Raw genomic sequence first — 24,566 nt, 5'->3', positions numbered from 1 at the left:
GTCCTGCCTCCTCTCGCAATCCGTTGGTTAATCCATTTCAAAATGGATATGCTTGGTTTCGCAATATTCCATCAGGCCGTCCACACCTCTGGTCCGTCCCAGACCGCTCTGCTTGTAGCCCCCGAATTCGGCCTCCGGAAAGTTCTTATTATAGGTGTTGATCCAGACAGTCCCGGCCTGAATTCCGCGGGACATCCGCATCGCACGGTTCAAGCTGGACGTCCACACCCCCGCCGACAAGCCAAAGTCGGTATCGTTGGCCAGCGCAAGCGCTTCTTCGTCACTGGAAAAGGATTGCACCGCAAGCACCGGGCCGAAAATTTCTTCCCGGACGACACGGCAGTCCGATGAAAGATCGTCAATGATCGTTGGCGCAAAGAAATAGCCTTGATCGTACGCTCCGCCAGTCAGACGGTAACCGCCTGTAATGATGTTCCCTTCCCGGCGGCCGATTTCACAATATTCGTTCACTAAATCAAGCTGACTTTGCGAAACCAGCGGGCCCATATCCGTAGATTCCAGCAGTCCGTTGCCGACTGAAAGCTTCTCGGTATATTGTTTCAAGCGGAAGAGTACCTCCTCCTTGACGGACTCGTGAACCAATAGTCTGGAACCGGCCATACAGATCTGTCCGGCGGAAATAAAAATGGAACGTCCGATCAGAGGTATCGCTTTATCCAACGGGGCATCCTCAAACACGACATTCGGCGACTTGCCGCCCAGCTCCAAAGCCAGTTTTTTGATGTTGCTTGCGGCAAGCGCCATGATCGTTTTCCCGGTGGATGTATCTCCCGTAAAGCTGATCATATCTATTTTTTTACTCGATCCCATGACGGCGCCGATCGATTGTCCGGGACCGGTCACAATACTGACAATGCCTTTGGGAAAATGCGGGACCTGATCAATCAGTTTAAACAGCTCTACGGAAATGATCGGCGTAAGACTCGCCGGTTTGACAATGACTCCGTTGCCTGCCGCCAAAGCGGGGGCCAGCTCCCGAATCATCAGCAGCGCCGGCCAGTTCCAGGGCGAGATAATCCCTACGACGCCGATGGGCTCTTTGGCTATAACGCCGAAATTCCCCGGCTCCAGCTGTACCGAGCGGCCGAATACGGTCCGGGCGGCGCCCGCAAAATATTTCAAGGTATCCACACACCCCGCAAGCTCCACACGGGATTCACGGATCGGCTTTCCTTGCTCCATCGTCATCAGCCGGGCCAAATGTTCGATATTGTTCTCGATTTGCCGGGCCAATTCCAATAAAGCTTCATAACGCCGCTTCGGATTCACTCCCCAGTCACTGGTGCGATAGGCTTCGTATACAGAATCGATGGATTGCAGCATATCCGTCTCCGTTGATTTCTGCGCATAGCCGACCAATTCCCCGGTAGCCGGATTTCGCGATTCCAGCCTTTCCCGCGATGCGGACTCCGTCCATTCGCCGCCGACGTAATTGTAATAAACAGCCGGTTTCTGTTCGGTTAAAGAAGACATGTTTATCATCTCCCGCAGCATGATAATTTTGCAGTGCAGACGCGATTACTTGAACTCTCCCTTGGTTTCCGGTATGATGACGCTTCCAATCAGATAGATAACAAAAATCCCTATGGTAAAATAGCCGAGCATCGCAGGAATGTTTTGCGTCGTTCCGCTGGCTAATTGAACAAATGTCGGCATGATGCCTCCAACCGCAAACCCCATATTCCAGGAAAGTCCGGTACCGGTGGACCGTATGGCTGTAGGGAAACGTTCGTTGAGGAAAATGAGAACCGGGGCGTATGCGGCATTGCCCAAAAAAGCCAGCCCCCAGACATAAGCTGTGATGGAAGCAATTCCGGTTGCGCCTCCCAATTGGTTATAACAGATGGGAAGCATGACAAGATTGATCGTTCCGATGATCAAAAACGTTTTTTTGCGCCCGATAAAATCGCTGAGGGTGCCAAACAACACGGAGGATATAATCGCGATCACACTGGCGCCCATGAGAATCATCGATGCGGTTTCCGCAGGGATCTGGTTGATGATTTTAAGAAAAGTGGGGAGATACCCGCTGGTCAGGTAATACGCCGTCCCGCCGCCGGCCACAATCATCACATTCACAATCAGAATGGAGCGGTAATTCCGCGAAAATACGACACGAGCAGGCGCTTTTTGGGGTTTGGAATCGTCTTGGACCTGCTTAAGCTGCGCCCAGTAGGGGGACTCCTCCAGCGACTTGAAAACAAAAAGGCCAAGGATGGAACTGAGAATCCCAGTAAAGAACATAAACCGCCAGCCCCACTCACCGAAGGCCTCTCCCGGAAAGATGGCCGATACGATAAAGTAAACAATGGAGGCAAGCAGCGCACCCAGTCCGGCTCCGCCGCCGCCGATCAGCCCTGACATGAATCCGCGATACTTGGGCGGAACCGATTCGGTGCCGATCGTATGTGTGGAGGCAACGACACCGCCGACGAATATACCCTGCACCAAACGCAGAATGATAAACAGGACCGATGCAAAAATCCCGATCTGCATAACGGTAGGCAGCGCTCCGAACAGGGCGGTAGAAATACCTACGCCGGTAACGGCGATGGTCATCGCCCGCTTTCTGCCGGTTCTGTCCGCCAGGTTGCCGAAAATCACCGAGCCGAGCGGTCTCATAATCAGAGTGATGGCAAACGAAGCATAGACGGCAGCCAAAGAAAGTGTCGGTATACTCGTTGGGAAGAAGAGCTTTCCGATCTCAGGCGCCACAAAAAGCAGGATAAACAAATCAAACAAATCCAACGACCAGCCCAAAAGTGACGCAATTGAAGCATTAATCATTTGTCTGCGGCTTACCGTAACATTCGGCACATTGTTATTGGTATTTTCCTGAGTAGCGAGTGACATCTTCTTTCCCTCCGATATTGGGTATGTGATGCATGCGATCGCTTTGCCCCCGGGTTGAAACAATCAACCCGGGGCGGATGAATAACCATTTACTTGCCGGTAAAATTGGGCTTCCTTTTGCTGTAGAAGGCATCCACGCCTTCCTTGAAATCATCTGTGCTTCTAAGCATTCCGTATGCATATCCCTCGATCTCCAGACCGCTGCTGAGCGGACCCTCCTGAGAGGCGTTAAGCACCTGCTTCAAGGTCCTGAGCGCCAAAGGCGAGAATTCCAGCAGCTCATCCACCAGGCTTTGTACCGCAGCCTCCAGTTCATTCTGCGGCGTTACCAGGGTCAGAAGTCCCCATTGATAAGCCTCCGCTGCAGGAATTCGCCGTGCGCGCATGATCATGTCTTTGGCACGGCCCAGTCCTGCGATTCTCGCGACTCTCTGGGTGCCGCCGCTTCCCGGAATCATTCCCAATTTCAGCTCCGGCAGGGCAAGTAAAGTCGTGTCCGATGCGACCCGGAAATCGCAAGCCAGGGCGATCTCCAGCCCGACTCCGAACGTATAGCCCTGCAGCTGGGCGATGACCGGCTTAGGAGAACGTTCCGGAGCGGCTACGTTCTTGTGCAGTACGGAAAGCTCTTCCGGGGACCGCTCCAAAAATTCGCCGATGTTGCCTCCGGAAGTAAACGCCTTATCCCCCTCCCCTTTGATAATAATGACATGCACTTCGTCATCCTTGTTTAACTGTTCGAATATTTGATTTAGATGAGATCGCGCAATGTAGCTGAGCGTATTCATTTTTTCGGGACGATCCAGAATAATGGTCGCCGTCTTGCGTTCCGGTCTTTTTTCCACGCGGATATGATCCCATTCGATTTGTCCTAGTTTTTGTTCCATTTACGAAGCACTCTCCTTTTTCAGATATAATTCTTCATATTCTCCGCTGCGCAGCTTCCGGCGCAATATTTTCCCGACGGGACTCTTCGGTATGGCGGCAACCAATACATACTTCCTCGGTCGCTTAAAGTTGGATAATTCATTGCTCTCCTTGCAAAATTCGTCCAGCTCCTCTACCGTCAGAGAAGAATCCTTAGGGACTATAAAGGCGGTGACCACCTCTCCGAAACGCGGATCGGGCAAGCCTGCTACAGCCACCTCGGCCACCTTCGGATGCTTCGCAATCACATCCTCAACCTCCAGCGGATGGATATTCTCCCCGCCGGATATAATCGTATCGTCCAGACGTCCGAGGACAAACAGGTCGCCGTCTTCGTCGAGCATCCCCATATCGCCCGTGAAGTACCATCCGTCCCGGATCGACTTCTTGGTGGCGTCAGGACGGTTCCAATATCCCTGGAACGCTTCACTCGACCTTAGATCGACGATAATTTCACCCGGCTCACCGTAAGGCACGATGTCATCGGGAGTGGAGTTGCCTTCCGGATCGGGAATGACTACGCGAAGATGCTGATGAAATCCGGCTTTTCCCGCACATCCCGCTTTTTTGTTCAAATAATTGCAATAGGAGAACGTATACACCTCGGAGGAGCCGTAATGATTAACAAAAACCTCAGGCTTCAGCTTGTTGAAAATTTCCTGTGTCAGGACTTCCGTCATCGCCGCCCCGGCATATCCGACCTTCTTTAATGAAGAAAGATTATAATTTGCAAACTCGGTATGGTATACTACATCATGGAATATGGTTGGCACCAGATACACGCAGCTGATTTTTTCCTTTTCGATCAGCTCAAGAACAGCTAGCGGGCTGTAATCGGGTATCATCGCCATCTTTCCGTTCAGGAAAGCCATCGATAGGAGGGAACGCATGCCCATGGTATGATACAAGGGCATGACGCCTATGGTGCTTTCCTGAACTTCATATTGGTTTTGGATAATATGGGCGATCGCCGCCGTGTACTCATTTTTGTGGCTTCGCGGTACGCCTTTGGGACGTCCGGTCGTGCCTGACGTATATAGCATGAGACAAATGTCATCATCGTGAATTTTCGGCTGAACCGGTTTTCCCGATCCCTTTTCCCGCAATTGTTCGTACGTCACATCGGCACCCTGCGCGCCCTGCACGCTGATTTTCAAAACTTGCAGGTCTTTGACCGCTTCCAGCACCGTTTTTTCGCTTACCGGTTCATAAACGATGGCTTTAGCTGCCGCATCCTGCACACAATACTTGATCTCCTCCTGTGACAGCCGAAAATTGATCGGAGTAAAAACGGCTCCAAGCTTTTGGACCGCCCAATACAGCGTCACCATTTCGAGGCGGTTTTTCAGTACCGGCACTACCCGGTCGCCCTGTTCCACCCCCATGGCTTGCAGAGCGGAGGCCACCTTATTGATTTCAACGTTGATCTCTCTATAAGTGAACCGGGTGTTCCCCTGAATGAGAGCTTCGAACTGAGGATGCCTCTCGACCGCAAATTCAAACAGTGTCCCCAGATTCATTGACGTTCTCACCGTCCTTTCGTCTGATCGCCTCTTTCTCAATCGCTTCAATAATCCCCTTGTAACCGGTACATCGGCATAAATGGCCTGACAGCATTTCCTTAATCTCATCTGTCGTCGGGTCGGCATGAGTACCCAGGAATTCGACAGACGACATGAGGATACCGGGGGTACAGAAGCCGCACTGCAAAGCGTGGCACTCGTTGAATGCCTCCTGCAGGGGATCCGGCCTGCCGTCTTTGGCCAAGCCTTCCACAGTTGTGATCTCCATGCCCTCCGCCTGGACGGCGAACATCAGACAGCTTCGGACCGCCGATCCGTTCACCAGTACGGTACACGCTCCGCAGACTCCATGCTCGCAGCCGATATGCGTACCGGTTAATCCGCAATCCTCGCGCAGAAAGTCGCTCAGCAGCTTTCGAGGCTCCACGCGTTCGGCGTACACCTTGCCGTTAATGTTCACACGAACCTCTATCGTTTCGTTAGCGGACACTTGAATCATGCGTCCCCCTCCTTTCCGGTCGCTCTGTGGTAAGCGGCTTTTATTGCCTTCTTGGCGAATACGCCCGCCAAATGAAGCCTGTATTCCCGGGACGCATGGAGATCCCCTTCCGGATCGACATGAGCGGAAGCCAGCGTTCCCGCTTCTTCCAATATTGACTCCGTCAGTTTCTCTCCTAGAAGGAGGTCCGCCGCCTCTTCCGCCAGCAGCGGAACGGCATCCACTCCGCCCAATGCGAGCCGTGCGGTTGTAATTCGTCCCTCTGCATCGGTATCGATCACACAGGCGGCCGCCACCAAGGCAAAGTCGCCATGCCGCCGGCTGTATTCGTGAAACGAGTACCCCTTGGGCATCCCCTTCAGCGGGATTTTCAATTCCGTAAGCAGCTCGCCGGGCATAATGTCAGTGGTCAGATACGTGATGAAAAACTCGCGCAGCTCTACCTCCCTGGTTTCGTCGGCGCTTTGAATGACGGCTCTTCCATTCAGCGCCAGCAGCGACAAAGGAAGCTCTGCCGTAGGATCCGCATGGACCACGCTGCCGCCTACGGTCCCCCGGTTGCGGGTTTGCATATGCCCGATGAACGGAACCGCCTCCGACAGAAGCGGGCTTAGCTCCCGAATCAGTCCCGAGCGCTCCACATCCCGCTGCCGGGTTGTGGCGCCGATTCGGATCCATTCGTCCTCCCGGCGGATATAGTTCATATCCTGCAACCCGCTGATATCAATCAAGCACCCCGGAGCAGAGAGCCGCATATTCAAAATCGGTATAAGACTTTGTCCTCCGGCGATAAGCTTTCCCTCGTCCCCGGACTGAGACAGCAATTGAAACGCTTCTTCCACCGTCGAGGGACGGAAGTAATCAAAGGATGCCGGTTTCATGCCCTTCCCTTCCTCTCGTAGCTAGGCTTGTGTTCTATGCTTTAGAACCGTTCCTACGCCGATTGTTGGTCATTTTCAATTTTTTTTTTTTTTTTTGAAAAAATCGCTGATAATCAGCTTCGCCACTCCACCCAGCATTCTTTGCCCGATCGCTGCCACTTTCCCGCCGACCTCCGCGTTATAGCTGTAAAAGAGCGCCGTTTTTCCATCGTCCAGCGAGGTCAGCCGAAGCTGCCCTTCCGCATCCAGAAAGCCCGGCCCTCCTTCCCCATGCACAATTAACTTGTAACTGGCCGGGGCCTGCACATCGGCCAGCGTGATCGTCGCGTCATATTTTCCCTTTACCGCCGCAATACCGACCGTAAGATCCGCACGGTATTTTCCTTCCTCCACCAGCTCCAGCTTCTTGCATCCCATGATGCACTCTGCCAGCACATCGGGATCCATTAATTTGTTCCATACCTGATCGATAGGCGCATTCAAGCTGATTTCACCACTGCCGTTCATATAACCGGTTCCTCCTTTAACAACTTCGTTCTATTTCGGGCTTCCTGCATTAAAGTCCATATTCGATTCGGCGACAAAGGCAAGCTGTCAATCGAGATACCCAAAGGCGAGAGAGCGTCGGCAACCGCATTCGCGATCACAACCGGGGCGCTCATGGTGTTCCCCTCGCCCAGGCCTTTGGCGCCCAACGGCGTCAGCGGGGAAGCCGTTTCGCAATGCTTGATCGTCACCCTCGGCATTTCGGTCGCCGTCGGGCACAAGTAGTCCATGAAGCTTCCGGTAAGAAAGTGACCGTTTTGATCATATACCAACTCTTCGTATAACGCTCCGCCGAGCCCGTGAGCCAATCCTCCCATAATTTGACCGTCAACGATAAGCGGATTGAGCAGTTTGCCGGCATCATGAATCGTGATATAGTCGAGGATCTTTACTTCTCCCGTATCCGCATCGACCTCGACCGTGACCGCATCAGCCACAAAGCCGTAGGTGGCCGAACCGTTAACAAAGTCGTTCTCATCCGGCGGAAGCGCAGTCGGGATGGAATAAAAAGCGGTTTCATGGATGCCGGGCTCCACCCCCGCCGGCAGGCCCTGCGGGTTCCAGTGCGCCGAGCCGATGAGTCTTTTCAATGAAATTTGCTGCTGCGGATCGTCCAAGGCCACCACTTTACCGTTCTGAATGTCCAGACTCTCTGTCGGCTTGTTCATTTGACCAGAAGCAATATACAGTAATTTTTGTTTAATTTTTCCAGCCGCTTGATAAACGGCGCTTGACCCGATCGGGGCAAACCGGCTGGAATAGCTCCCCGATGCCACCGACCAGGGACTCGTCAGGGTATCCATCTCGGCAATCACCCGGACTGACCGCGGATCTACGCCCAGCACTTCCCCTACGATTTGGGCCGCAACCGTTTCATGGCCTTGACCGGTTGGCGTCGTGCTGATGCGGACGGAAATCCCGCCTGAGGGATCGATCGATACGGTGGCCCCTTCGGCGCATCCCGATTTGGGCAGTGACTTCGCCCGCTGCTCCGGAGTGAGGGCAATAGTGATATACCCCATATTCGATCCGGAAGGTTCTACGATACACGCCAACCCGATTCCCAGATATTTGCCTTCCTTACGGGCCTGCGCCTGACGCTCCCGGAACCGCCTATAATCGACGCTCTCCAGAGCTTTCTCAAAGGCAGCGTGATAATCTCCGCTGTCGTATATCCCTCCGGAAGCGGTATGATAAGGAAATTCCTCCGCCCGAATCAGATTTCGTCTGATGACATCCGCCGGATCCATTCCAAGCTTGTCGGCGACCATTTGCATGATCCGTTCGAGCGGAAAATACAGCTGCTGACCGCCATATCCCCGAATCAGACCCGTAGGGCACTTGTTTGTCATGACGGCGATGGTTTCCATAAACAGATTTTGAATCCGGTACGCTCCGGTACTGTTGGAGTGCGTTCGATACAGGCAGGCCGGCTCAGGAGCCCGGATGTAGCCGCCGACGTTATCGACCATTTTCATCTTCAACCCTGTTACGGTTCCGTCCTTTCGCACCGCCGCCTCGATCCAGGTCACCCTGTCGGTTCCGCTGGAGCTGGCCATCAGGTGCTCCTGACGGTCCTCGATCCATTTGACCGGCAGCCCGAGCTTTTTGGAGACCACTCCCATCAGGACCATGTAAGGGAATACGCCCGATTTGATGCCGTAGCTGCCGCCCACATCCTTGGGGATGATGATCCGCAGATGATTGCTCGGCATTTGCAGCGCGGCCGCCATCACCGACTGCAGCGTGAAGGGCCCGTGAAAATTCGACCAGATTGTCAAATGGTTGCCGCTGGACTCGTAATGGGCAATCACCCCATAGGTCTCTACCGGGGTGGCGCTGTATTTTGGATACAGAAACTTATGCTTTAATACGATATCCGCTTCAGCAAAAGCTTGATTCACATTCCCGTAATCAAAAGTACGATGATTGGCGACATTGGAGCCGACCTCCTCATGGAGCAGCGGGGCATCCGCTTCCAGCGCTTCTTCAATGTCAACCACGGCAGGCAGCGGTTCGTATTCCACTTCAATCGCCTCAAGCGCATCCTCCGCCAAATACCGGTTTTTCGCTACGACCACAGCGACAGGCTCGCCTACAAATCGCACTTTCCCGACGGCCAGCGAATAATATTTTACCGGCGCGGTAACTCCTACGGGGAACGGCGCTGTCATCCCCGCAATGTCCTGTCCGGTAACAATCCCCTTTATCCCCGGCATTTGCGCCGCCCTGTCCGTTCGAATCGCTTTGATTTTTGCGTGGGGATACGGGCTGCGCAGGATCGCCGCATGATGAATATTGGGAAGCGGATTCATGTCCTCAATGTAGGTGCCCTGTCCCGAAGTCAGTCTGGCATCTTCCACCCGGGACATCGGCCGGCCAATTCGATTCGGATTCATCGATGGAAGCCTCCCTTCTCCTTCAGTCTTTCATAGTCTTCATAGACATCAATATCTTCCGGCTCGGCTGCCGGCACATGGACCAGCCGCCGCGCCTCCGCGTATTTCTTGATCAGCTCCCGCCCGCCTTGATCGCCGGTGACCTGCTGCAATTCATCGAATACCGTCCGGCTAAACAATACGGGGTGACCCGGCTTGCCCTGATACGCGGCCTGGACTATCGGCGCCCCGCTGTTCTCGTAATCCGCCAGCACTTGCTCGATGACGGACGGATCCATTCCCGGCTGATCCGCCAGCAGCATGCATCCCGCATCCGCCGATACGCGGGCGAGGTAATCCACCGCTAAACGGAGAGAGGAGCTCATCCCAAGATGGGACTCGGAGTTGGACAAGACGACCAGAGGCAAATCGTGAATGGCGGCGGCCAGTTCGGGAAATTCGGCATTAACGACAACGACGACGCCGGCCGCTTTTACACGCAGGGCTTTTTGGGCCACATAGCGGAGCATCGGCTCCTCGCCAATCGGCAGAAGCTGCTTCCGCATGCCCATGCGTCTGGAATAACCGGCGGCAAGGATGACTAACCATACCGATCGTTTCATAGGTTCACCACGAGAAGCCTGCCGCTATACTGCCGTTCATGCAGGAGCCCCTTGCGCAGCCGGAGGGATTGGCCGCTGCGCGCGTTTTTGCGGCAAACCAGTTCGGATAGAATGCTTAAAGCGATCTCCTCCGGCGAATCCGCTCCGATATCCAGACCGACAGGGGAGTGAAGCTTTTCCAATGACTCCTCGTTCAGCTCTCCACAGTCCGCCTGAATCTCATCGAGCATACGCTGAATCCGATTGTGGGATCCCAGCACCCCCAAATACGAGATCGAACCGGGGAGCAGCGATTGAACCAGCATGCGGTCCAGCTCGTAGTTGTGCGTCATCACGACAACATAAGCTTCATTCATAACGGACATATGCGAATATTGATGTCGGGACATCAGCACACGCTCATCCGCTGCCGCAAAATGATCCCGATCGAGGTAATCCTGGCGATGGTCCGCTACGGTCACATGCCAGTGAAGCCTCTTGGCTCCCTCCACCAGCGGAACGGCATCTGCACCGGCCCCGAATATCATCAATCTGGGCCTGGGCTTCACCGTTTCTACAAACAGCTTAACGGAAACGCCGTGTACCGTATTGTTCGCAAGTCCGCACGTTACACCGGCACTGGCAGGATCCCCGAATTCCGTTTCCCCGCGGTTTAAAATCAAGTATGAGCCCGCCGGAACCCGGGCCGGATCTTTCGATTCCAGCACCAGGCCCGATGTATATTCATTAAGAGCGGACACCCTTTGTTCAAACGCTTGCAGCTGCCGCTGCGCTTGTTCGGGTCGATGCACGGGGTCAAAAGGCTGAAGCCAAATCGTCAGGGCGCCATTGCAGCCCACTCCCAATCCCCAGAACAGGTCGCCTTCCGACCTGAAATCATAGCGGATCTCCCGGGGGATGCCCGTGTCTATCACCTGCCGCGCATGCTCGAGCAAATCCCCCTCCACACAGCCGCCGCTGAGCGTTCCGATGACGCTCCCGTTTTCCAGGACCAGACACCTTGCTCCTTCCCGCCGGTATGCCGCACCATCCACATCCACAATCGTCGCCAATGCGGCTCGTTCCTTGTTCGTCCAACATTGCTGCAGCGCTTTCGCGATCTCAAGCATGTGTCATTCACCTCACTCGTCGTCTCTGCGAGTCCGTATTTTTATTGTAAAAAAGATTCGTCAGGAACGGTTTTGTTATTGCTTCAATCTCATTTTAACAATTATGCTAATTATTCATTAAATTGGAAAACAAACTTCGGTACTCTGTAGGCGTCTTCCCTTCCAGCCGCTTAAAGGTTGTGGCAAAATAGCCGGCATTCGCAAATCCGGTATTATTCGCAATGACTTCAATCGGCAGCGAGGTCATTTTGATAAGCCGCTTCGATTGTTCCACCCTGTATTTCGTCAAGTATTCGATAAACGTAACGCCCATCTCCGCTTTAAACAAACGGCTGAAATGAGAAGCGCTAAGATACACCCAATCGGCCACTTCGTTCAAGGTAATCGGTTCGTAGAAATGGTTGTGAATATACCGGATTACGCTTTGAATCGGATTTCCGAGATCCATCTCGACCGGTTTGGAGGGGGATGGCGGGGTCCCCAAATAATTGGTTTCCATCATTAACCCCGGAAGCAGAAGGCCGTCCAAGGCCGTAAGCAGCTCCGTGTCAGTAAGCGGTTTCAGAAAATATTTGGAAAATCCTGCGTTCATGGCCATTTGTACGGTTTCGAACATTTTCAAATACGTCGCTACGATGATCGAAACCTTCGGATTCATTTCCATCATCTTTTTCCCCAGCTTGATCCCGTCCAAATCGGGCAAAGACAAATCCAGGATGACGATGTTCGGCTGATTTTGCTTTAACAGAAACAACCCCCGCTCGGCAGAAGCCGCTTCATAAACGGAGAGGTAGTTGTACTGGCTTTCTTCAATGATTAAACGAATGGCTTGGCGACTTTCCGCTTCATCGTCTACAATCAGTAGTCCAGTCAAGACCGTCCCTCCTGCCTTATAATTCCGTGATCGTTAAATGTTCTTTCCGCAATTCGCGGCGCAGCGTTTTTCCCGAAGGGCTTTTTGGAATCTCGTTGATAAAAACGTACTTCCGCGGCCGTTTGAAATTGGACAGCTTGGGATGCTGCTTACAGAACTGATCGAGTTCCTGGGCCGTGAGACTGCTGTCTTTTGGTACGATGAATGCGGCAACAATCTGTCCCCAGCGTTCATCCTCCTCACCCATAACTACGACTTCCCATACCTTAGGGTGCTGAAGCAAAACCTCCTCCACTTCCGTAGGAGCAATGTTTTCTCCCGCCGAAATCACCATTTCATCCACTCGGCCGACCACATACAGATCTCCGTCTTCATCAAAGTATCCCAAATCGCCCGTATGATACCAATGATTCCGGATCGCTTTTCTAGTTGCGTCCGGCCGGTTCCAATACCCTTTAAAGGCTTCGATCGATTCGGCCTGGACCGTGATTTCCCCGATTTCTCCCGGGCGGATGATGGCATCGGAAGAAGAGGCTTGGGAGCCGTCGGTTGGAACCAGCCGGATTTTTTGATGAATCCCGGGCCTTCCGGCGCATCCCGGCTTTTTATCCAGGTTCGAGCAGGTGGTGAAGGTATAGATTTCCGTACTCCCATAATGATTGATAAAGTGAGCCGGTTTTAACATCTCAAAACACTTTTTGGTTAGCGCCGCAGACATCGGTGCACCTGCATAGCCGATTTTCTGAAGAGAGGACAGATCAAAATCTGAAAAGCGGGGATCCTTCAACAATTCCAGGTACATGCTCGGATACATATAGAGGCAGGTGATCTTTTCTTCAGCCAGAAGCGCAAGGGCTTTTCGAACGTCGAAGTCCGGGGATAGCACATATTTGCCGTTCAATACGCACATGGAAAGAAGCGAGCGGATCCCCATCGTGTGATATAAAGGCATGGCCCCCAGCGTGCTGTCGAATATTTCATAGCGGTTTTGGATAATGTGCGCCATCGTGGAGGCATATTCATTTTTGTGATATCTCGGGACCCCCTTGGGCACCCCGGTCGTGCCTGAAGTGTACAGCATGACGGCTATATCGTCGCTATCATTATGGGAAAAACCGGAAAAATCGCCGATCCCTCTGGAAATCAACTCCTGATAAGAAAGGTCGCCTTCATCCGGATCGAGACTGATAAGAATGGGACGCTCATTAAATTTGGCGCATTGAACGGAGCGCTGACTGAATTTCTCGTATACAACGATTTTGGGTTCCGCATCATTGATGCAGTACTGCGTATCCTCGGGAGAAAGGCGAAGGTTAATCGGCGTAAAGATCGCGCCCAGTTTTTGTACGGCCCAAAACAAACAAACCGTCTCCAGCCGGTTTTTGAGCAGCGCCATAACCCGGTCCCTCTTGACGATTCCCAGTTTTTGAAGAGAAAAGGCCAGCCGGTTTACTTCTTCATTCAATTGCTGAAAGGTCAACACTTTATGGTCCTGCACAAGAGCGATTTTGTTCGGGTATCTCTCAATGGCATAATCAAACGCTGTTCCCAAATCCATTGTGACCGACTCCTCAAACGTTTGTTATTTCTATTGTACAATGATGGCGGCACTACAGTTTTTGTAATTTTGATATTCGGTCTTTTAGAAACCGATCACATTTTTTTCCTTTCTGTTATAAACATTCGTTAATGACCGGCAAAAACCCTCTTGCTTTGAGGCTAATATCGCTTTCACATTCGGCCGATCGAAAGAAAAGAGCTTCTGAAGCGAAGCCCTTTCGAGGAAGAACCATTCGTGGTTTAGATGAAGCTTTTGATGGGGTCTGTCTGACCACCCGCCGTGCAGTCCCAACGCGCGCCTCACATACCGGTAATGCTAAGCTTGCCTCAAAGCAGCCGCCCAGCCCTCCAAATTGTTCGTGCAGACCAGGAGGTCGGAATAAGCGGTCAAAGAGCTTAGCGTCTTCTCGTCGTCCGGTGTCCAGACGATCAATTGAACGTTCTCGGCCCGGCACATTTCCATATAGGCCTGTGTCAAAAAAACGTACTTCATCGACAAGTAACGGATGTTCCATTCCTTCATATACGGGAAAACCGCCGGAGCTGCACCATAAATAATCAGCCCCAAATCAAGCCCGTTATGCAGCTTGCGCGTCCGTTCGACGGCATAGTGGTCAAAAGAAGTCACAATGACCTGCTTCTCCATCCCGGTGCGCCGGATCACATCCACTGCCGCTTCTTCCAAGCCCGGATAAAAATCGCCGGTTTGCTTCAGCTCTATATCAACAATCATTCTGTCCTTGGCGAACAGCAACGCTTCTTCCAATGTCGGAATGCGCTCGCCATCCCCCGCATCCAGCTCGCGAAGCTCCTGAAGCGTATAAGACTTGACGAGTCCTTGCCCATTCGTTGTCCGATTGACGCTGGGGTCATGAATGACGACGGGAACCCCGTCGCGTGTCAGATGCACGTCAAGCTCCACGTGGGTAAAACCAAGCTCCAAAGCGGCTCGGAAGCCGCGTATTGTGTTTTCCGGGAATTTTAGAGGATATCCTCGATGGGCTAAGCCTCTGATTTCCATCCATCACTACCTCCATATTATGAACTATTCCATGATTCCGAAGCAGCCTTCCCCTACCAGCCTACTACTACCTGTTACCATATCTCCCGAATTTGTGCCGCGGTATATTTATTTAAAGGTTGAATTGGCCATAGCGGCCACAATATGCTTTTGCATAAGCGAAAAGATAATCACAATAGGGATAATCGCCATCACACTCGCCGCCATGATGATATGAAACTCCATGGCTTCGTTGCCGGCGATGGAATCGCGCAGCATGGCAATCCCGACGGTCAATACACGCATCTCGTTGGAATTGGTCATGATTAACGGCCAGAAGTAGGAATTCCAGCCGGATATAAAAATGAGAACGCCCAGCGTCACAACGGTCGGAAGCGCCATAGGAAGCAGAATGCGGTACAGCAACCCGAACCGGCCGGCACCGTCGACGCGGGCCGCTTCCAATACATCGTTATTGAGGGACTTCAGCGCCTGACGAAGCAGAAAGATGCCGAATGCCGATGCGCCGTGCGGGACGATGAGCGCCCAATAGGTGTCCAGCCAGCCCAGCTTGGACATCATGACATATACGGGCACGAAGGTGACCTGATCCGGAACAATCATAGCTGCGAGCACGAGGAAAAACAAAGGCTCCCTTCCCGGAAAACGCCCCTTGGCAAAGGCGTACGCCGCCATGAGCGATACGTTCAATTGCAGCACCACCATCCCGAGGGACATGATGAGCGTGTTGCCGAAAAAACGCGCATAGGGAATCACCTGAAAGGCTGCCATATAATTTTCCCATGCGAACGATTGGGGCCATAATGTCGGAATGGCCGACCTCATTTCAAACTGGGTCTTCAAGGAGCTTACCAGCATCCAAAACACAGGAAAGAACATGAGCAAGGTCACGATGACCGCAGCTGCGGCTCTTACCGCGGCCGCGGCCGTCAGACGGTTTCGGCTACCCCTCATAATGCACCTTCTTTCGGCTGATCATCCATTGTACAAGAGTAAGCGCCAGAATCATCACAAACAAAATGATGACCAAGGCCATAGCCCGCCCTGTCTTGAATTCGTCGAACGCCATAGTGTAAATCCAGTAGACCAATGCGTTGGACGCCTTCAGCGGCCCTCCGTTCGTCATAATGTCTACCGATTGGAATACCTGCATGGATGAGATGAATGTCGTGATCACCAGAAATAATGTCATAGGCGACAGCAAAGGCAGCGTAATATGACGGAATAAATGGTACCGGCCGGCACCGTCGATGGACGCCGCCTCATAATATTCTGACGGTATGCCGCGCATACCGGCGATAAATAAAATCATCGCAAAGCCCGCGCCTTTCCACACGGAAACGGCCACAAGCGCGGGAAGCACCGTCTTTTGATCCACCAGCCAATTGACCGGCTCGAATCCAAGCATGCCTATGAGATAATTAAGCAAACCGTATTGATTGTTATATATCCAAATAAATACCATCGCGGCTACGACCATCGATACATAATAGGGCAGAAAGATCACGCCGCGCATAAAAGCGTAAAAGCGGGAATTGGCCACATTAAACAGCAGCGCCAGCAGCAATCCGGCGACCAGCGTGAACACGACGTCCATCCCGGTATAGATCATGGTGACCTTCAAAGATTGGTAAAAATCCTCACTGGTTAACAATCGGACATAATTGTCCGCCCCGACAAATTTTTTGATGGGACGGGTCATGTTCCAATTTGTGAAGCTGATATAAATGGAATAGAAGAGCGGATAGTACAAAAAGAGACCTAAAAATCCCAATGCCGGCAAAGCAAACGAAAAATCCTTCAGGGCTTCCCACCGTAAGGGACCGGATCGGCGGCGAGAGGAAGCGGCTTCCGTAACGGACGCCGCCTTCCCGCTGTGATGAGCATGCCATTCCTTCTTCATGTTCATTTACTCGAAATCCGCCAAGATATCGTTTATTTTGTTAGCGGCTTCCTTCATCAGGGGGACCGGGTCTTCATTGTTTAACGCCATTTTCCCCATCACTTCCAAATACTGCTTGCTGAATTCCGGATAAGCCGGATGCTGAAGGCGAGGGGTCACGCTGTCGAAATTATCGAATACCGCTTTATACTGCGGCCATCTTTTGAAATATTCGCTGCCTTCGTTCGAGGAAATCGCCGATTTGCGCGTCGGCAAATAGCCAACCGATTCGGCCCACTTAATATTGTGTTCGGAAGACGTCATGAACTCGATGAATTTCCAGGCGGCTTCCTTCTTTTTCGCATCCTCCTGCTCCATCATGACGATACCCGCTCCCCCGATATTGGAGGTGCGCTGTTTGTCACCCGGCAGGAACGATACGCCCACTTCAAACCCGGCATTTTCCCGATACATTTTCAGCATGGCGGACGTGTGCTGAACCATGGCGATCTGACCGTTCAGGAACATTTGCCGCATGTTGTCGGATGCCCCTTTTCCATATCCGATATGCATGTGCCCTTCATTTTTCCACTTATAGAATTTTTCGATATAGCGTAGTGACTCCGGTGTCTCCACAGCCGATTTTTTCATATCGGAGGTGAGGATCGTTCCTCCGCCGTTCACCAGCCACGGATCGTAGTACCAGGTATCCCAGCCCGGCACGGAGAAGGCATAGCGAACCGTCTTTCCATTCTCCTTCTGCGTCACCTTCTCGTTGAAGGCGTCAATGTCGCTCCACGTTTGCGGAGGCTGCACGCCCAACTGATCCAGCAAGGTTTTGTTATACACGAATACGCTTGTGCTGACAATCAGAGGGAAGCCGTACTGCTTGTTGTTATATGCGTAAGCCTGCAGCATCCCTTTGGAGAAGTCATCCAACTGCACCTTGTCTCTTTGAATCCATGGCGTTAAATCGGCGAATACACCGCTGTTGGCAAAGTTCGGCAGGGAGGATACTTCCACGTTGGTAACGGCCGGCACGTCTCCCGCCGCAACGGCTGCCTGCAGCTTTTTATGGAGTTCGGCGTAAGCGCCTTGGAAAACGGGTTCTACCGTAATATGGGGATATTTCTTGCTAAACTCGGCGACCATGTAGTTCAAGCCTTCCATTTGGGCCTCGGCATGGGAGTGCCAGTATTGAATGGTTACCGGAGTAGTATCATCCTTCAACCCGGCATCCGCCTGAGCCGTTCCTTCCGTCGTTGTTCCGCCGGAGCAGGCAGCCAAGCTCGCCGCCAGTGTACCGGCTGCCATCGCTGTCATCCATTTTTTCATTTTCATGCCGCATTTCGGCTCCCTTCACTAGTAAAAATCATTGGAAATTAAAAAAGAGACTTCAAGAAACCCGACCAAAAGACAGACCACCCCCTACAAAATACATCGTAAGCAGCGCGCTTTTGGGTTTTCTCATCGTCTCCACCCGTCCGCTTCATTATGAAATTGTTTCCATATCCCGCTTGTAAGCATCAGGCATGGAGCTTTAAGCAGAATCTTGTGCTACCAACGGAATCAAGATTAATCCCAGTCTACTACCCGATTGTTATGAGAATGTTATGGTATTGTTATGGTTTTGTAATGTTTTGCCGAGTTTGCTCGGGATACACGGTCACCTTTTCACCGTCGGACACAAACAAGACGTTTCCATTCAATCCGGTGCTGTATACCGTCGCGTTTTCCTTCTCATAGCGTTTAAGAATATCCAGGCTTTGCAAAACATTCGCGCTGATCATTACAATCTCCGGCCGAACGCTTCTAATAAACGGGCCGGACGAAGAGGTCATGTCTCCGTGATGCGGGGCGTGCAGCAGCTTGGCCTGCAGACGATCTCCATACTTCTCGACGAGAGCGTATTCCTGGTTTTTGTACAAGTCGCCTGTCAAAAGAATGCGGTTGCTCCCATGGGTAATCAGCAGCACCAGCGAATGATTATTCAGCTCCTCGGTTCCCCATTTTTCAAAGGACCCGGGCGTTGTGCCGACCGGAGGATTCAACACCTCGACCGTTACATCCGATGCCCACGATAGCCGTTCTCCTTCAAGGAGCTTCGTCTGCGGAATGCGCTTATCCTCCAGCAGCTTCTGCACCATCCTGTACGTTTCCGTATCGTGAGGAATTCCGTTGTGATAGTATGCCCCTACCGGTTTCGTCAGAAGAAGCGTGGTTAACCCGCCGATATGATCGATATGCGGATGGGTGCTGAGAACCGCATCAAGCTTATGGATGCCAAGCTTGTTAAGCCTCTCCTCGATTTGCGGTCCGGCGGATGGAATACCGGCATCGACAAGCAGCTGCCTGCCGTCAGGAGCCGTAAGCAGGATGGCGTCACCCGATTTTTCCCCGGCTTCCAGGTCAAAGTATCGGATGGCCAGTTTGTCTTGATGCAGTGACGTGTCATAAAACGCCGCTTTCTTTACCGGATTCGAAAACGATTCGCCTTCAGCCGCCCCCCCGCTTGTGCTCGGTTCGCCCGTACAGGACACGAACAGCAGCAAAGCCGTCACAGCCGCGATACCTGTCAGCTTCAATCGCCGGAACCGATTCTTTTTGTGCTCCATCATTCATCACCTCCTGCAACCAAATGAATATCCAAGCCTTGCACAGTACAAGCGGATAACGTTCTAAGGTTAACCTTCGATTGTTAGGACAGTGTTAATGGAGTGTAAAACATATCTTGGACCGCGCGCGGAACCTTCCCGCATGAACGGACCGCTATAGAACGATAGGTAGCCAGGCTTCTCTCGGGATTTCCCGCATCGGTTTCGAAGCGAATTCATTGAGCAGGCCGTATCTAATCCCTATTTATATATAGGAATTATACGAATTTTGTATTGACGACTGTACCGTCCGGACAGTATAGTAAATTATGGAGGTGAGCCATGAACCGAAATTCGAAACGCACCACGATTTTGCAGGTAGCCTGCCGGCTGGTCAGAAAGTTGGGGGCTTCCCATCTGACGCTGGATGCCGTTGCCAAAGAGGCGGGCGTTAGCAAAGGCGGTCTGCTCTATCACTTTCCCACGAAAGAAGCGTTGATTCAGGCTGCCCTGGATGACTTTCTGGACCGGTTCGATTCGGACACGGATGAAGAAGCCGCCCGCAACACCGCGCTTAACAACCGGTGGGCGCAGGCGTATCTGATCAAGACGTTCGAGATCAGCAAGGAGGATCTGGAGATGAGTTTCGGTATTCTGGCGGCCGCCGCGAATCAACCCAATCTGCTTGAACCCATGCGGCAGCGGTACCTACTCTGGCAAAGCCGGATGACGGAGGAATGCAAAGACCCGGTTGAAGCGACGGTTGCCCGGCTGGCGGCGGACGGATTATTCTTTTGCGAGCTGTTCGGGTTCGCTCCGCTCGACGATCAGCTTCGTTCCGAAGTGCTGGCCTACCTGCTGACCAAGGTGGAGAGCCGTGAACCGCAACCGTAGGGGGCGGCCGTACGTGTACTTTGGCGGGCTCGGGCGCCCGGACTGAAAGCTCCCACGGCTTTCCGGCGACGGTACCGGGGGGCCTCCCGCCGGTTTGCGCTGCAGGGAGCTGCGCCTTTACGCCAACCAGGCCTGTCTCCTCCCGATCGGCACGGCTTGCGCCGTATTCACAGGAATCGGCTCAGCCGGTTCCGTGGCGGCAGGCATCCTGCTGTTCCATGAAACATACAGCAAACGGAAGCTGTTCTAAACTAAGCGCCATCGCTGCGGGCATGATCGGACTGCGCCTTATTTCGTCATTTTGCCGCAAAAACCTACTATTTCAATCCGATTAATAAGATTCGAACGAAAGGATGTGATCGTGTGGCCATCAAAATCCGCCAATCCAACGGCCGCCGGTCGTCCCCGGGAAATGGCTTTTATCTCGCCATTTCCGCCTGCTCGGTCATCGCCGTCCTGCTGTTATGGTGGATAGCCAGCCGCCATGCGTGGGTGAACCCGCTGTTCCTTCCCTCCCCTTCGGAGGTATGGTCGGCATTCGCCGATATCGTCCATGAGGGTTACAAAGGATCGACCCTGCTTGCCCATATCGGCGCAAGCTTCCGGCGGATTTTCCTCGCCTTGATCCTGGTCTTCCTTACAGCGGTGCCGCTTGGGATTGTCTGCGGGAGAAATCGTCTGCTCCGCGCCATCTTCGATCCGTTCATCGAGTTTTACCGGCCGCTTCCGCCGCTTGCCTACTACTCGCTGCTGGTGCTCTGGTTCGGGATTCAGGACACGTCCAAAATTGTTCTGCTGTTCCTCGGCGGCTTCGCCCCGATGTTCATTGCCGCCGTGTACAGCACCCGCCGCATTCCCGTCGACCGGATCAACGGAGCCCGCTCGTTAGGCGCGAACGGACTCCGCCTGTACCTCTTTGTCATCTTCCCTTCCTGTCTGCCCGATCTGTTAACCGGCCTGCGGACGGCGGTCGGAGTAACCTACGCCACCCTCGTGGCGGCGGAAATGGTCGCAGCCGTCTCGGGCATCGGCTGGATGGTGCTGGATGCCAGCAAATATTTGCGAAGCGATATTATTTATGCCGTGATCATCATTATGGGCATCATTGCGATTCTCATCGATTCGGCGATAAGGCTGCTGATTCGGCGGGTATCCCCCTGGATTGAACAATAACAATGGATTAGGAGCGATTAACCATGAACCGATTCGTCAAAATATCTTCCCGTTTGTTCGCCGTTTCCCTCATTGCATCGCTGCTGCTGCTTATTGCCGCCTGCGGCGGCGGCACAAAGGAAACGACCGGTACCGGCGCCGCATCTGCCGGCGAACCCAACGCAGAGCTGCCCAAAGAAATCCGTATCGGCTACCAGGTATCCCCGAACGGCGAACTGATGGCCAAGGCTCTCGGACTCGCAGAGAAGAAATTTCCCGGCGTAAAAATTTCTTGGCTGAAGTTCGATTCCGGACGGGACGTCAATACCGCCATCGCCAGCGGAAGCATCGACTTTGGCCTGGTCGGTACACCGCCGGGCGCTTCGGGCATCGCCCAAGGGCTGCCGAACCAAATCTACTATATACATGACGTCATCGGAGAGAGCGAAGCGCTTGTCGTGCAGGAGAAATCCGGTATCCGGTCGCTGCAGGATTTGACAGGCAAAACCATCGCCACGACCTTCGGCTTCACCTCCCACTTCAGCCTGCTGTCGGCGCTGAAACAAGCCAATATCGATCCGGGGACGATCAAAATCATCGACATGCAGGCGCCGGATCTTCTTGCAGCCTGGCAGCGGGGAGACATCGACGGCGCTTATACCTGGCAGCCTGTTCAATCGAAGCTGCTGGCCGCAAGCGGCAAGGTCATCATCAACTCGAAAGAGGTTGCCGATCAAGGCGCACCGACCGGCGAATTCGGCGTCGTCCACAACGACTTTATCGCCAAATACCCGAACGTCGTCAAACAGTATATCGAAGTGCTTGACGAAGGAACAAAGTATTACCGCGACCACCCGAAGGAAGCGGCCGAGTCGCTGTCCAAAGAGCTTGGCCTGACGCCGGAGGAAACGCTCAAGGCGATGAACGAGATTACCGTGCTCGACGCCTCCCAGCAGACGGACGCCAAATATATGGGAACGCCGGAACAGCCGGGCGCATTCGGTGCGCTGCTGAAAGCAACGGCCGACTTCCTCGTTGAGCAGAAATCCATTAAAAGCGCGCCGGATGCCGATGTCTTCCAAAAGGCCATCCGCAGCGATCTGTATACCAAGTAACGCAACAACCCTATCTCGGAAAGGTGGCATGATCATGTGCGCATATGTTGAATCGCCGGCCGTTCCCGGCCTGACGGAACCCGGTCGACCGGCGTTATCCGCTTCTCCTCCAAAACCGGCGGACACGGCGGGGATCCGACTGACGGACATTGCGTTAACGTACCGTCAAGGCTCCACACCGCTGCATGTGCTTCAGGACATCAACCTTGCTCTGGAACCCGATGAGTTCGTTTGCGTGCTGGGGCCTTCGGGCTGCGGCAAGTCCTCCTTGCTGAACATTATCGCGGGCTATTTGGAACCGACCGACGGCTCGGTGCGCATCAACGGCGCGCTTCATACGAAGCCCGATCCGCAGGTTGGCGTCGTCTTTCAACACGCCAACCTCTTCCCGTGGCTGACCATTGCCGGAAACGTCGCATTCGGCCTGCGGATGGCCGGCGTCCGCCGGAAAGAGCGCAGGCGCATAGCCGCCGACTATCTGGCCCTGGTCGGATTGGAAGCGGCGGCCGACCTGCTGCCGCATCAGCTTTCCGGCGGTATGAAGCAGCGCGCCGCATTGGCGAGGACGCTGGCCGCGAAGCCCAGCATTGTACTGATGGATGAACCGTTCAGCGCGCTGGACGCCCTCACCCGGGAATCGATGCAGCTGCATTTACGCGACATTTGGCGGCGGACGCTTACATGCATGTTTTTCATTACCCACGATGTGGACGAGGCGCTTCTGCTGGGCCGTCGTATTTTGGTCATGCAGCCGGACCCCGGGCGGATCGTGCAGGACTTTGTCAATCCGCTGTTCCGGCGGGAAGGCGGCGTGTCGTTCAATGAACTGCGCGCCGACAAGGAATTTGCCGCATTACGGCAGCATTTGGTGTCCCTGATCGCAGGAGGCCGCACAGCACAATACTAGGAGGAATCGACGTGGAAATATTTTGGTATTTGCCCACGATGGGCGATGGGAGGTATCTGGGCACCACGAAAGGCGCCAAAATCACGAATATGCACTATTTCCGCCAGATCGCGCAGGCGGTGGACCAGCTCGGTTATTCCGGAATGCTTGTTCCCACGGGACACGCCTGCGAAGACGGATGGGTCGTGGCTTCGGCGCTGATGCAGGCGACGGAGAAGCTGAAGTTTCTCGTTGCGGTCCGTCCAGGCGGTATTTCGGTAAGCATCGCCGCCCGGATGGCGGCGTCGTTCGAAAGGCTGTCGTCCGGACGGCTGCTGATCAATGTGGTGACCGGCGGCGATCCCGTCGAAATGAAGGGCGACGGCATCTTCCTCTCACACGGAGAGCGTTACGAAGCGACCGACGAATTCCTGACCGTATGGAAACGGCTGATGAGGGGCGAAACCGTTACCTTCCACGGAAAACATATCCGGGTGGAAGGGGCGAAACTGCAATACGTCCCTTTCAGCCGGCAGTCTCCGCCGCTCTTTATAGGCGCCTCTTCGGAGGCGGGCCATGCCGTGGCTGCCAAGCATATCGATACGTACCTGACGTGGGCCGAAACGCCCGCCATGGTAGCGGAAAAAATCGCCGATGTGAGAAGCCGCGCCCAAGCCCTCGGCCGCCGGATCAAATTCGGACTTCGCGTCCAGATTATTGTCCGCGAAACGGCGGAAGAAGCATGGGCGGCAGCCCGGAAGCTGATACAGTATGTGTCTGAAGAGGACGTTCGCGAGGCGCAGGCGATGCTCGAACGGTTCGATTCCGTCGGCCAGCGCCGCATGACCCAGCTCGTACGCGACAATCGGCACAAGCCGGAAATCAGCCCGAATCTTTGGGCCGGAATCGGTCAGGTGAGAGGCGGCGTTGGAACCGCACTGGTCGGCAGCCCCGACGAAGTGGCCGAACGGCTGAAGGAATATGCGGCTCTTGGAATCGATACGTTTATCCTTTCCGGTTATCCGCATCTCGAAGAAGCGTACAGAATTTCGGAGCTGCTGTTCCCGAGATTGCCCGTCACGTATCCCCAACGGCCGAAGGAAACGGAATGGACGCCGATGGGCGAGCTGCTGGCGGAAAACATAAAGCCCAAATCATCTTGAACAAACGAAAGCCCCTCCCAACAAGAGGGGCTTTCCCGACATTTTCGGACAGCTTTCGCACCGCC

At 53.6% G+C, this 24,566-nt stretch carries 23 protein-coding genes; 6 read left to right on the top strand and 17 right to left on the bottom strand.

What is annotated here, in order from left to right; all coding sequences use genetic code 11:
• Positions 1-27 precede the first annotated feature (27 nt).
• The 17 genes from EXW96_RS21205 to EXW96_RS21125 all read right to left on the bottom strand — a co-directional run bounded on the left by EXW96_RS21205 (position 28) and on the right by EXW96_RS21125 (position 19,315).
• A complete protein-coding gene (locus tag EXW96_RS21205) occupies positions 28-1,494 on the bottom strand; it encodes an aldehyde dehydrogenase family protein (protein WP_174351350.1) in 1,467 nt (488 codons plus the stop codon).
• Positions 1,495-1,539: 45 nt separating this feature from the next.
• Complete coding sequence (locus EXW96_RS21200; protein ID WP_174351349.1) at positions 1,540-2,874, bottom strand: MFS transporter; 1,335 nt, start codon at positions 2,872-2,874, stop codon at positions 1,540-1,542.
• 89 nt (positions 2,875-2,963) lie between these two features.
• Positions 2,964-3,761, bottom strand: coding sequence for an enoyl-CoA hydratase/isomerase family protein (locus tag EXW96_RS21195; RefSeq protein ID WP_174351348.1), 798 nt, complete (start codon positions 3,759-3,761; stop codon positions 2,964-2,966).
• Entirely contained in the window at positions 3,762-5,321 is a 1,560-nt protein-coding gene (locus tag EXW96_RS21190) for an AMP-binding protein (protein ID WP_174351347.1), read from the bottom strand. It abuts the gene before it with no gap.
• The gene (locus EXW96_RS21185; protein ID WP_137670372.1) at positions 5,299-5,823 is read right to left on the bottom strand and encodes a (2Fe-2S)-binding protein; all 525 of its coding nucleotides are present in this window, start codon (positions 5,821-5,823) and stop codon (positions 5,299-5,301) included. The genes EXW96_RS21190 and EXW96_RS21185 overlap by 23 nt, the downstream gene beginning before the upstream one ends.
• A complete protein-coding gene (locus EXW96_RS21180) occupies positions 5,820-6,704 on the bottom strand; it encodes an FAD binding domain-containing protein (protein ID WP_074728564.1) in 885 nt (294 codons plus the stop codon). Before EXW96_RS21180 ends, EXW96_RS21185 begins: the two co-directional genes overlap by 4 nt.
• Before the next feature lie 75 nt (positions 6,705-6,779).
• Positions 6,780-7,211, bottom strand: coding sequence for an SRPBCC family protein (locus EXW96_RS21175; protein WP_174351346.1), 432 nt, complete (start codon positions 7,209-7,211; stop codon positions 6,780-6,782).
• Positions 7,208-9,649, bottom strand: a complete 2,442-nt coding sequence (locus tag EXW96_RS21170) for a xanthine dehydrogenase family protein molybdopterin-binding subunit (protein ID WP_074728569.1) — start codon at positions 9,647-9,649, stop codon at positions 7,208-7,210. The genes EXW96_RS21175 and EXW96_RS21170 overlap by 4 nt, the downstream gene beginning before the upstream one ends.
• The gene (locus tag EXW96_RS21165; protein WP_074728571.1) at positions 9,646-10,251 is read right to left on the bottom strand and encodes a nucleotidyltransferase family protein; all 606 of its coding nucleotides are present in this window, start codon (positions 10,249-10,251) and stop codon (positions 9,646-9,648) included. The genes EXW96_RS21170 and EXW96_RS21165 overlap by 4 nt, the downstream gene beginning before the upstream one ends.
• Positions 10,248-11,360, bottom strand: coding sequence for an XdhC family protein (locus EXW96_RS21160; RefSeq protein ID WP_174351345.1), 1,113 nt, complete (start codon positions 11,358-11,360; stop codon positions 10,248-10,250). The genes EXW96_RS21165 and EXW96_RS21160 overlap by 4 nt, the downstream gene beginning before the upstream one ends.
• A 106-nt stretch (positions 11,361-11,466) precedes the next feature.
• The gene (locus EXW96_RS21155) at positions 11,467-12,234 is read right to left on the bottom strand and encodes a response regulator (protein ID WP_174351344.1); all 768 of its coding nucleotides are present in this window, start codon (positions 12,232-12,234) and stop codon (positions 11,467-11,469) included.
• 16 nt (positions 12,235-12,250) lie between these two features.
• Positions 12,251-13,792, bottom strand: a complete 1,542-nt coding sequence (locus tag EXW96_RS21150) for a class I adenylate-forming enzyme family protein (RefSeq protein ID WP_174351343.1) — start codon at positions 13,790-13,792, stop codon at positions 12,251-12,253.
• 318 nt (positions 13,793-14,110) lie between these two features.
• A complete protein-coding gene (locus tag EXW96_RS21145) occupies positions 14,111-14,815 on the bottom strand; it encodes a glycerophosphodiester phosphodiesterase (protein WP_062409788.1) in 705 nt (234 codons plus the stop codon).
• A 108-nt stretch (positions 14,816-14,923) separates the two neighbouring features.
• The gene (locus EXW96_RS21140; protein ID WP_062409789.1) at positions 14,924-15,769 is read right to left on the bottom strand and encodes a carbohydrate ABC transporter permease; all 846 of its coding nucleotides are present in this window, start codon (positions 15,767-15,769) and stop codon (positions 14,924-14,926) included.
• A complete protein-coding gene (locus EXW96_RS21135; RefSeq protein WP_254611489.1) occupies positions 15,759-16,724 on the bottom strand; it encodes a carbohydrate ABC transporter permease in 966 nt (321 codons plus the stop codon). The genes EXW96_RS21140 and EXW96_RS21135 overlap by 11 nt, the downstream gene beginning before the upstream one ends.
• Complete coding sequence (locus EXW96_RS21130) at positions 16,725-18,038, bottom strand: ABC transporter substrate-binding protein (RefSeq protein ID WP_074728583.1); 1,314 nt, start codon at positions 18,036-18,038, stop codon at positions 16,725-16,727.
• Positions 18,039-18,319: 281 nt separating this feature from the next.
• The gene (locus EXW96_RS21125; protein ID WP_174351342.1) at positions 18,320-19,315 is read right to left on the bottom strand and encodes a ComEC/Rec2 family competence protein; all 996 of its coding nucleotides are present in this window, start codon (positions 19,313-19,315) and stop codon (positions 18,320-18,322) included.
• A 318-nt stretch (positions 19,316-19,633) separates the two neighbouring features.
• On the opposite strand from EXW96_RS21125, the gene EXW96_RS21120 reads away from it, so the two are divergent.
• The 6 genes from EXW96_RS21120 (at position 19,634) to ssuD (ending at position 24,501) form a co-directional block, all read left to right on the top strand.
• The gene (locus tag EXW96_RS21120) at positions 19,634-20,185 is read left to right on the top strand and encodes a TetR/AcrR family transcriptional regulator (protein WP_054817497.1); all 552 of its coding nucleotides are present in this window, start codon (positions 19,634-19,636) and stop codon (positions 20,183-20,185) included.
• A 94-nt stretch (positions 20,186-20,279) separates the two neighbouring features.
• On the top strand, positions 20,280-20,435 hold the full coding sequence (locus EXW96_RS21115) for an SMR family transporter (protein WP_082660873.1): 156 nt from the start codon (positions 20,280-20,282) through the stop codon (positions 20,433-20,435).
• Positions 20,436-20,554: 119 nt separating this feature from the next.
• On the top strand, positions 20,555-21,358 hold the full coding sequence (locus tag EXW96_RS21110; RefSeq protein ID WP_062411044.1) for an ABC transporter permease subunit: 804 nt from the start codon (positions 20,555-20,557) through the stop codon (positions 21,356-21,358).
• A 23-nt stretch (positions 21,359-21,381) separates the two neighbouring features.
• Complete coding sequence (locus EXW96_RS21105; protein WP_174351341.1) at positions 21,382-22,452, top strand: taurine ABC transporter substrate-binding protein; 1,071 nt, start codon at positions 21,382-21,384, stop codon at positions 22,450-22,452.
• Between the two features lie 34 nt (positions 22,453-22,486).
• Positions 22,487-23,359: an ABC transporter ATP-binding protein gene (locus EXW96_RS21100; protein WP_083351303.1), complete on the top strand. Its 873-nt coding sequence runs from the start codon at positions 22,487-22,489 to the stop codon at positions 23,357-23,359.
• An 11-nt stretch (positions 23,360-23,370) separates the two neighbouring features.
• Entirely contained in the window at positions 23,371-24,501 is a 1,131-nt protein-coding gene (ssuD, locus tag EXW96_RS21095; protein WP_174351340.1) for an FMNH2-dependent alkanesulfonate monooxygenase, read from the top strand.
• Positions 24,502-24,566: the final 65 nt, after the last annotated feature.

Origin of the sequence: Paenibacillus sp. JMULE4, from assembly GCF_013337105.1 — a bacterium.
Taxonomy (GTDB): Bacteria; Bacillota; Bacilli; order Paenibacillales; family NBRC-103111; genus Paenibacillus_G; species Paenibacillus_G naphthalenovorans.
This window is presented reverse-complemented; position numbering and strand designations above follow the sequence as displayed.

What these genes read in the sequence shown, in the direction of transcription:
- EXW96_RS21205 (WP_174351350.1), bottom strand. Translation starts at nt 1,494, where the DNA reads ATGTCTTCTTTAACCGAACAGAAACCGGCTGTTTATTACAATTACGTC.
- EXW96_RS21200 (WP_174351349.1), bottom strand. Translation starts at nt 2,874, where the DNA reads ATGTCACTCGCTACTCAGGAAAATACCAATAACAATGTGCCGAATGTT.
- EXW96_RS21195 (WP_174351348.1), bottom strand. Translation starts at nt 3,761, where the DNA reads ATGGAACAAAAACTAGGACAAATCGAATGGGATCATATCCGCGTGGAA.
- EXW96_RS21190 (WP_174351347.1), bottom strand. Translation starts at nt 5,321, where the DNA reads ATGAATCTGGGGACACTGTTTGAATTTGCGGTCGAGAGGCATCCTCAG.
- EXW96_RS21185 (WP_137670372.1), bottom strand. Translation starts at nt 5,823, where the DNA reads ATGATTCAAGTGTCCGCTAACGAAACGATAGAGGTTCGTGTGAACATT.
- EXW96_RS21180 (WP_074728564.1), bottom strand. Translation starts at nt 6,704, where the DNA reads ATGAAACCGGCATCCTTTGATTACTTCCGTCCCTCGACGGTGGAAGAA.
- EXW96_RS21175 (WP_174351346.1), bottom strand. Translation starts at nt 7,211, where the DNA reads ATGAACGGCAGTGGTGAAATCAGCTTGAATGCGCCTATCGATCAGGTA.
- EXW96_RS21170 (WP_074728569.1), bottom strand. Translation starts at nt 9,649, where the DNA reads ATGAATCCGAATCGAATTGGCCGGCCGATGTCCCGGGTGGAAGATGCC.
- EXW96_RS21165 (WP_074728571.1), bottom strand. Translation starts at nt 10,251, where the DNA reads ATGAAACGATCGGTATGGTTAGTCATCCTTGCCGCCGGTTATTCCAGA.
- EXW96_RS21160 (WP_174351345.1), bottom strand. Translation starts at nt 11,360, where the DNA reads ATGCTTGAGATCGCGAAAGCGCTGCAGCAATGTTGGACGAACAAGGAA.
- EXW96_RS21150 (WP_174351343.1), bottom strand. Translation starts at nt 13,792, where the DNA reads ATGGATTTGGGAACAGCGTTTGATTATGCCATTGAGAGATACCCGAAC.
- EXW96_RS21145 (WP_062409788.1), bottom strand. Translation starts at nt 14,815, where the DNA reads ATGGAAATCAGAGGCTTAGCCCATCGAGGATATCCTCTAAAATTCCCG.
- EXW96_RS21140 (WP_062409789.1), bottom strand. Translation starts at nt 15,769, where the DNA reads ATGAGGGGTAGCCGAAACCGTCTGACGGCCGCGGCCGCGGTAAGAGCC.
- EXW96_RS21135 (WP_254611489.1), bottom strand. Translation starts at nt 16,724, where the DNA reads ATGAACATGAAGAAGGAATGGCATGCTCATCACAGCGGGAAGGCGGCG.
- EXW96_RS21130 (WP_074728583.1), bottom strand. Translation starts at nt 18,038, where the DNA reads ATGAAAATGAAAAAATGGATGACAGCGATGGCAGCCGGTACACTGGCG.
- EXW96_RS21125 (WP_174351342.1), bottom strand. Translation starts at nt 19,315, where the DNA reads ATGATGGAGCACAAAAAGAATCGGTTCCGGCGATTGAAGCTGACAGGT.
- EXW96_RS21120 (WP_054817497.1), top strand. Translation starts at nt 19,634, where the DNA reads ATGAACCGAAATTCGAAACGCACCACGATTTTGCAGGTAGCCTGCCGG.
- EXW96_RS21105 (WP_174351341.1), top strand. Translation starts at nt 21,382, where the DNA reads ATGAACCGATTCGTCAAAATATCTTCCCGTTTGTTCGCCGTTTCCCTC.
- EXW96_RS21100 (WP_083351303.1), top strand. Translation starts at nt 22,487, where the DNA reads ATGTGCGCATATGTTGAATCGCCGGCCGTTCCCGGCCTGACGGAACCC.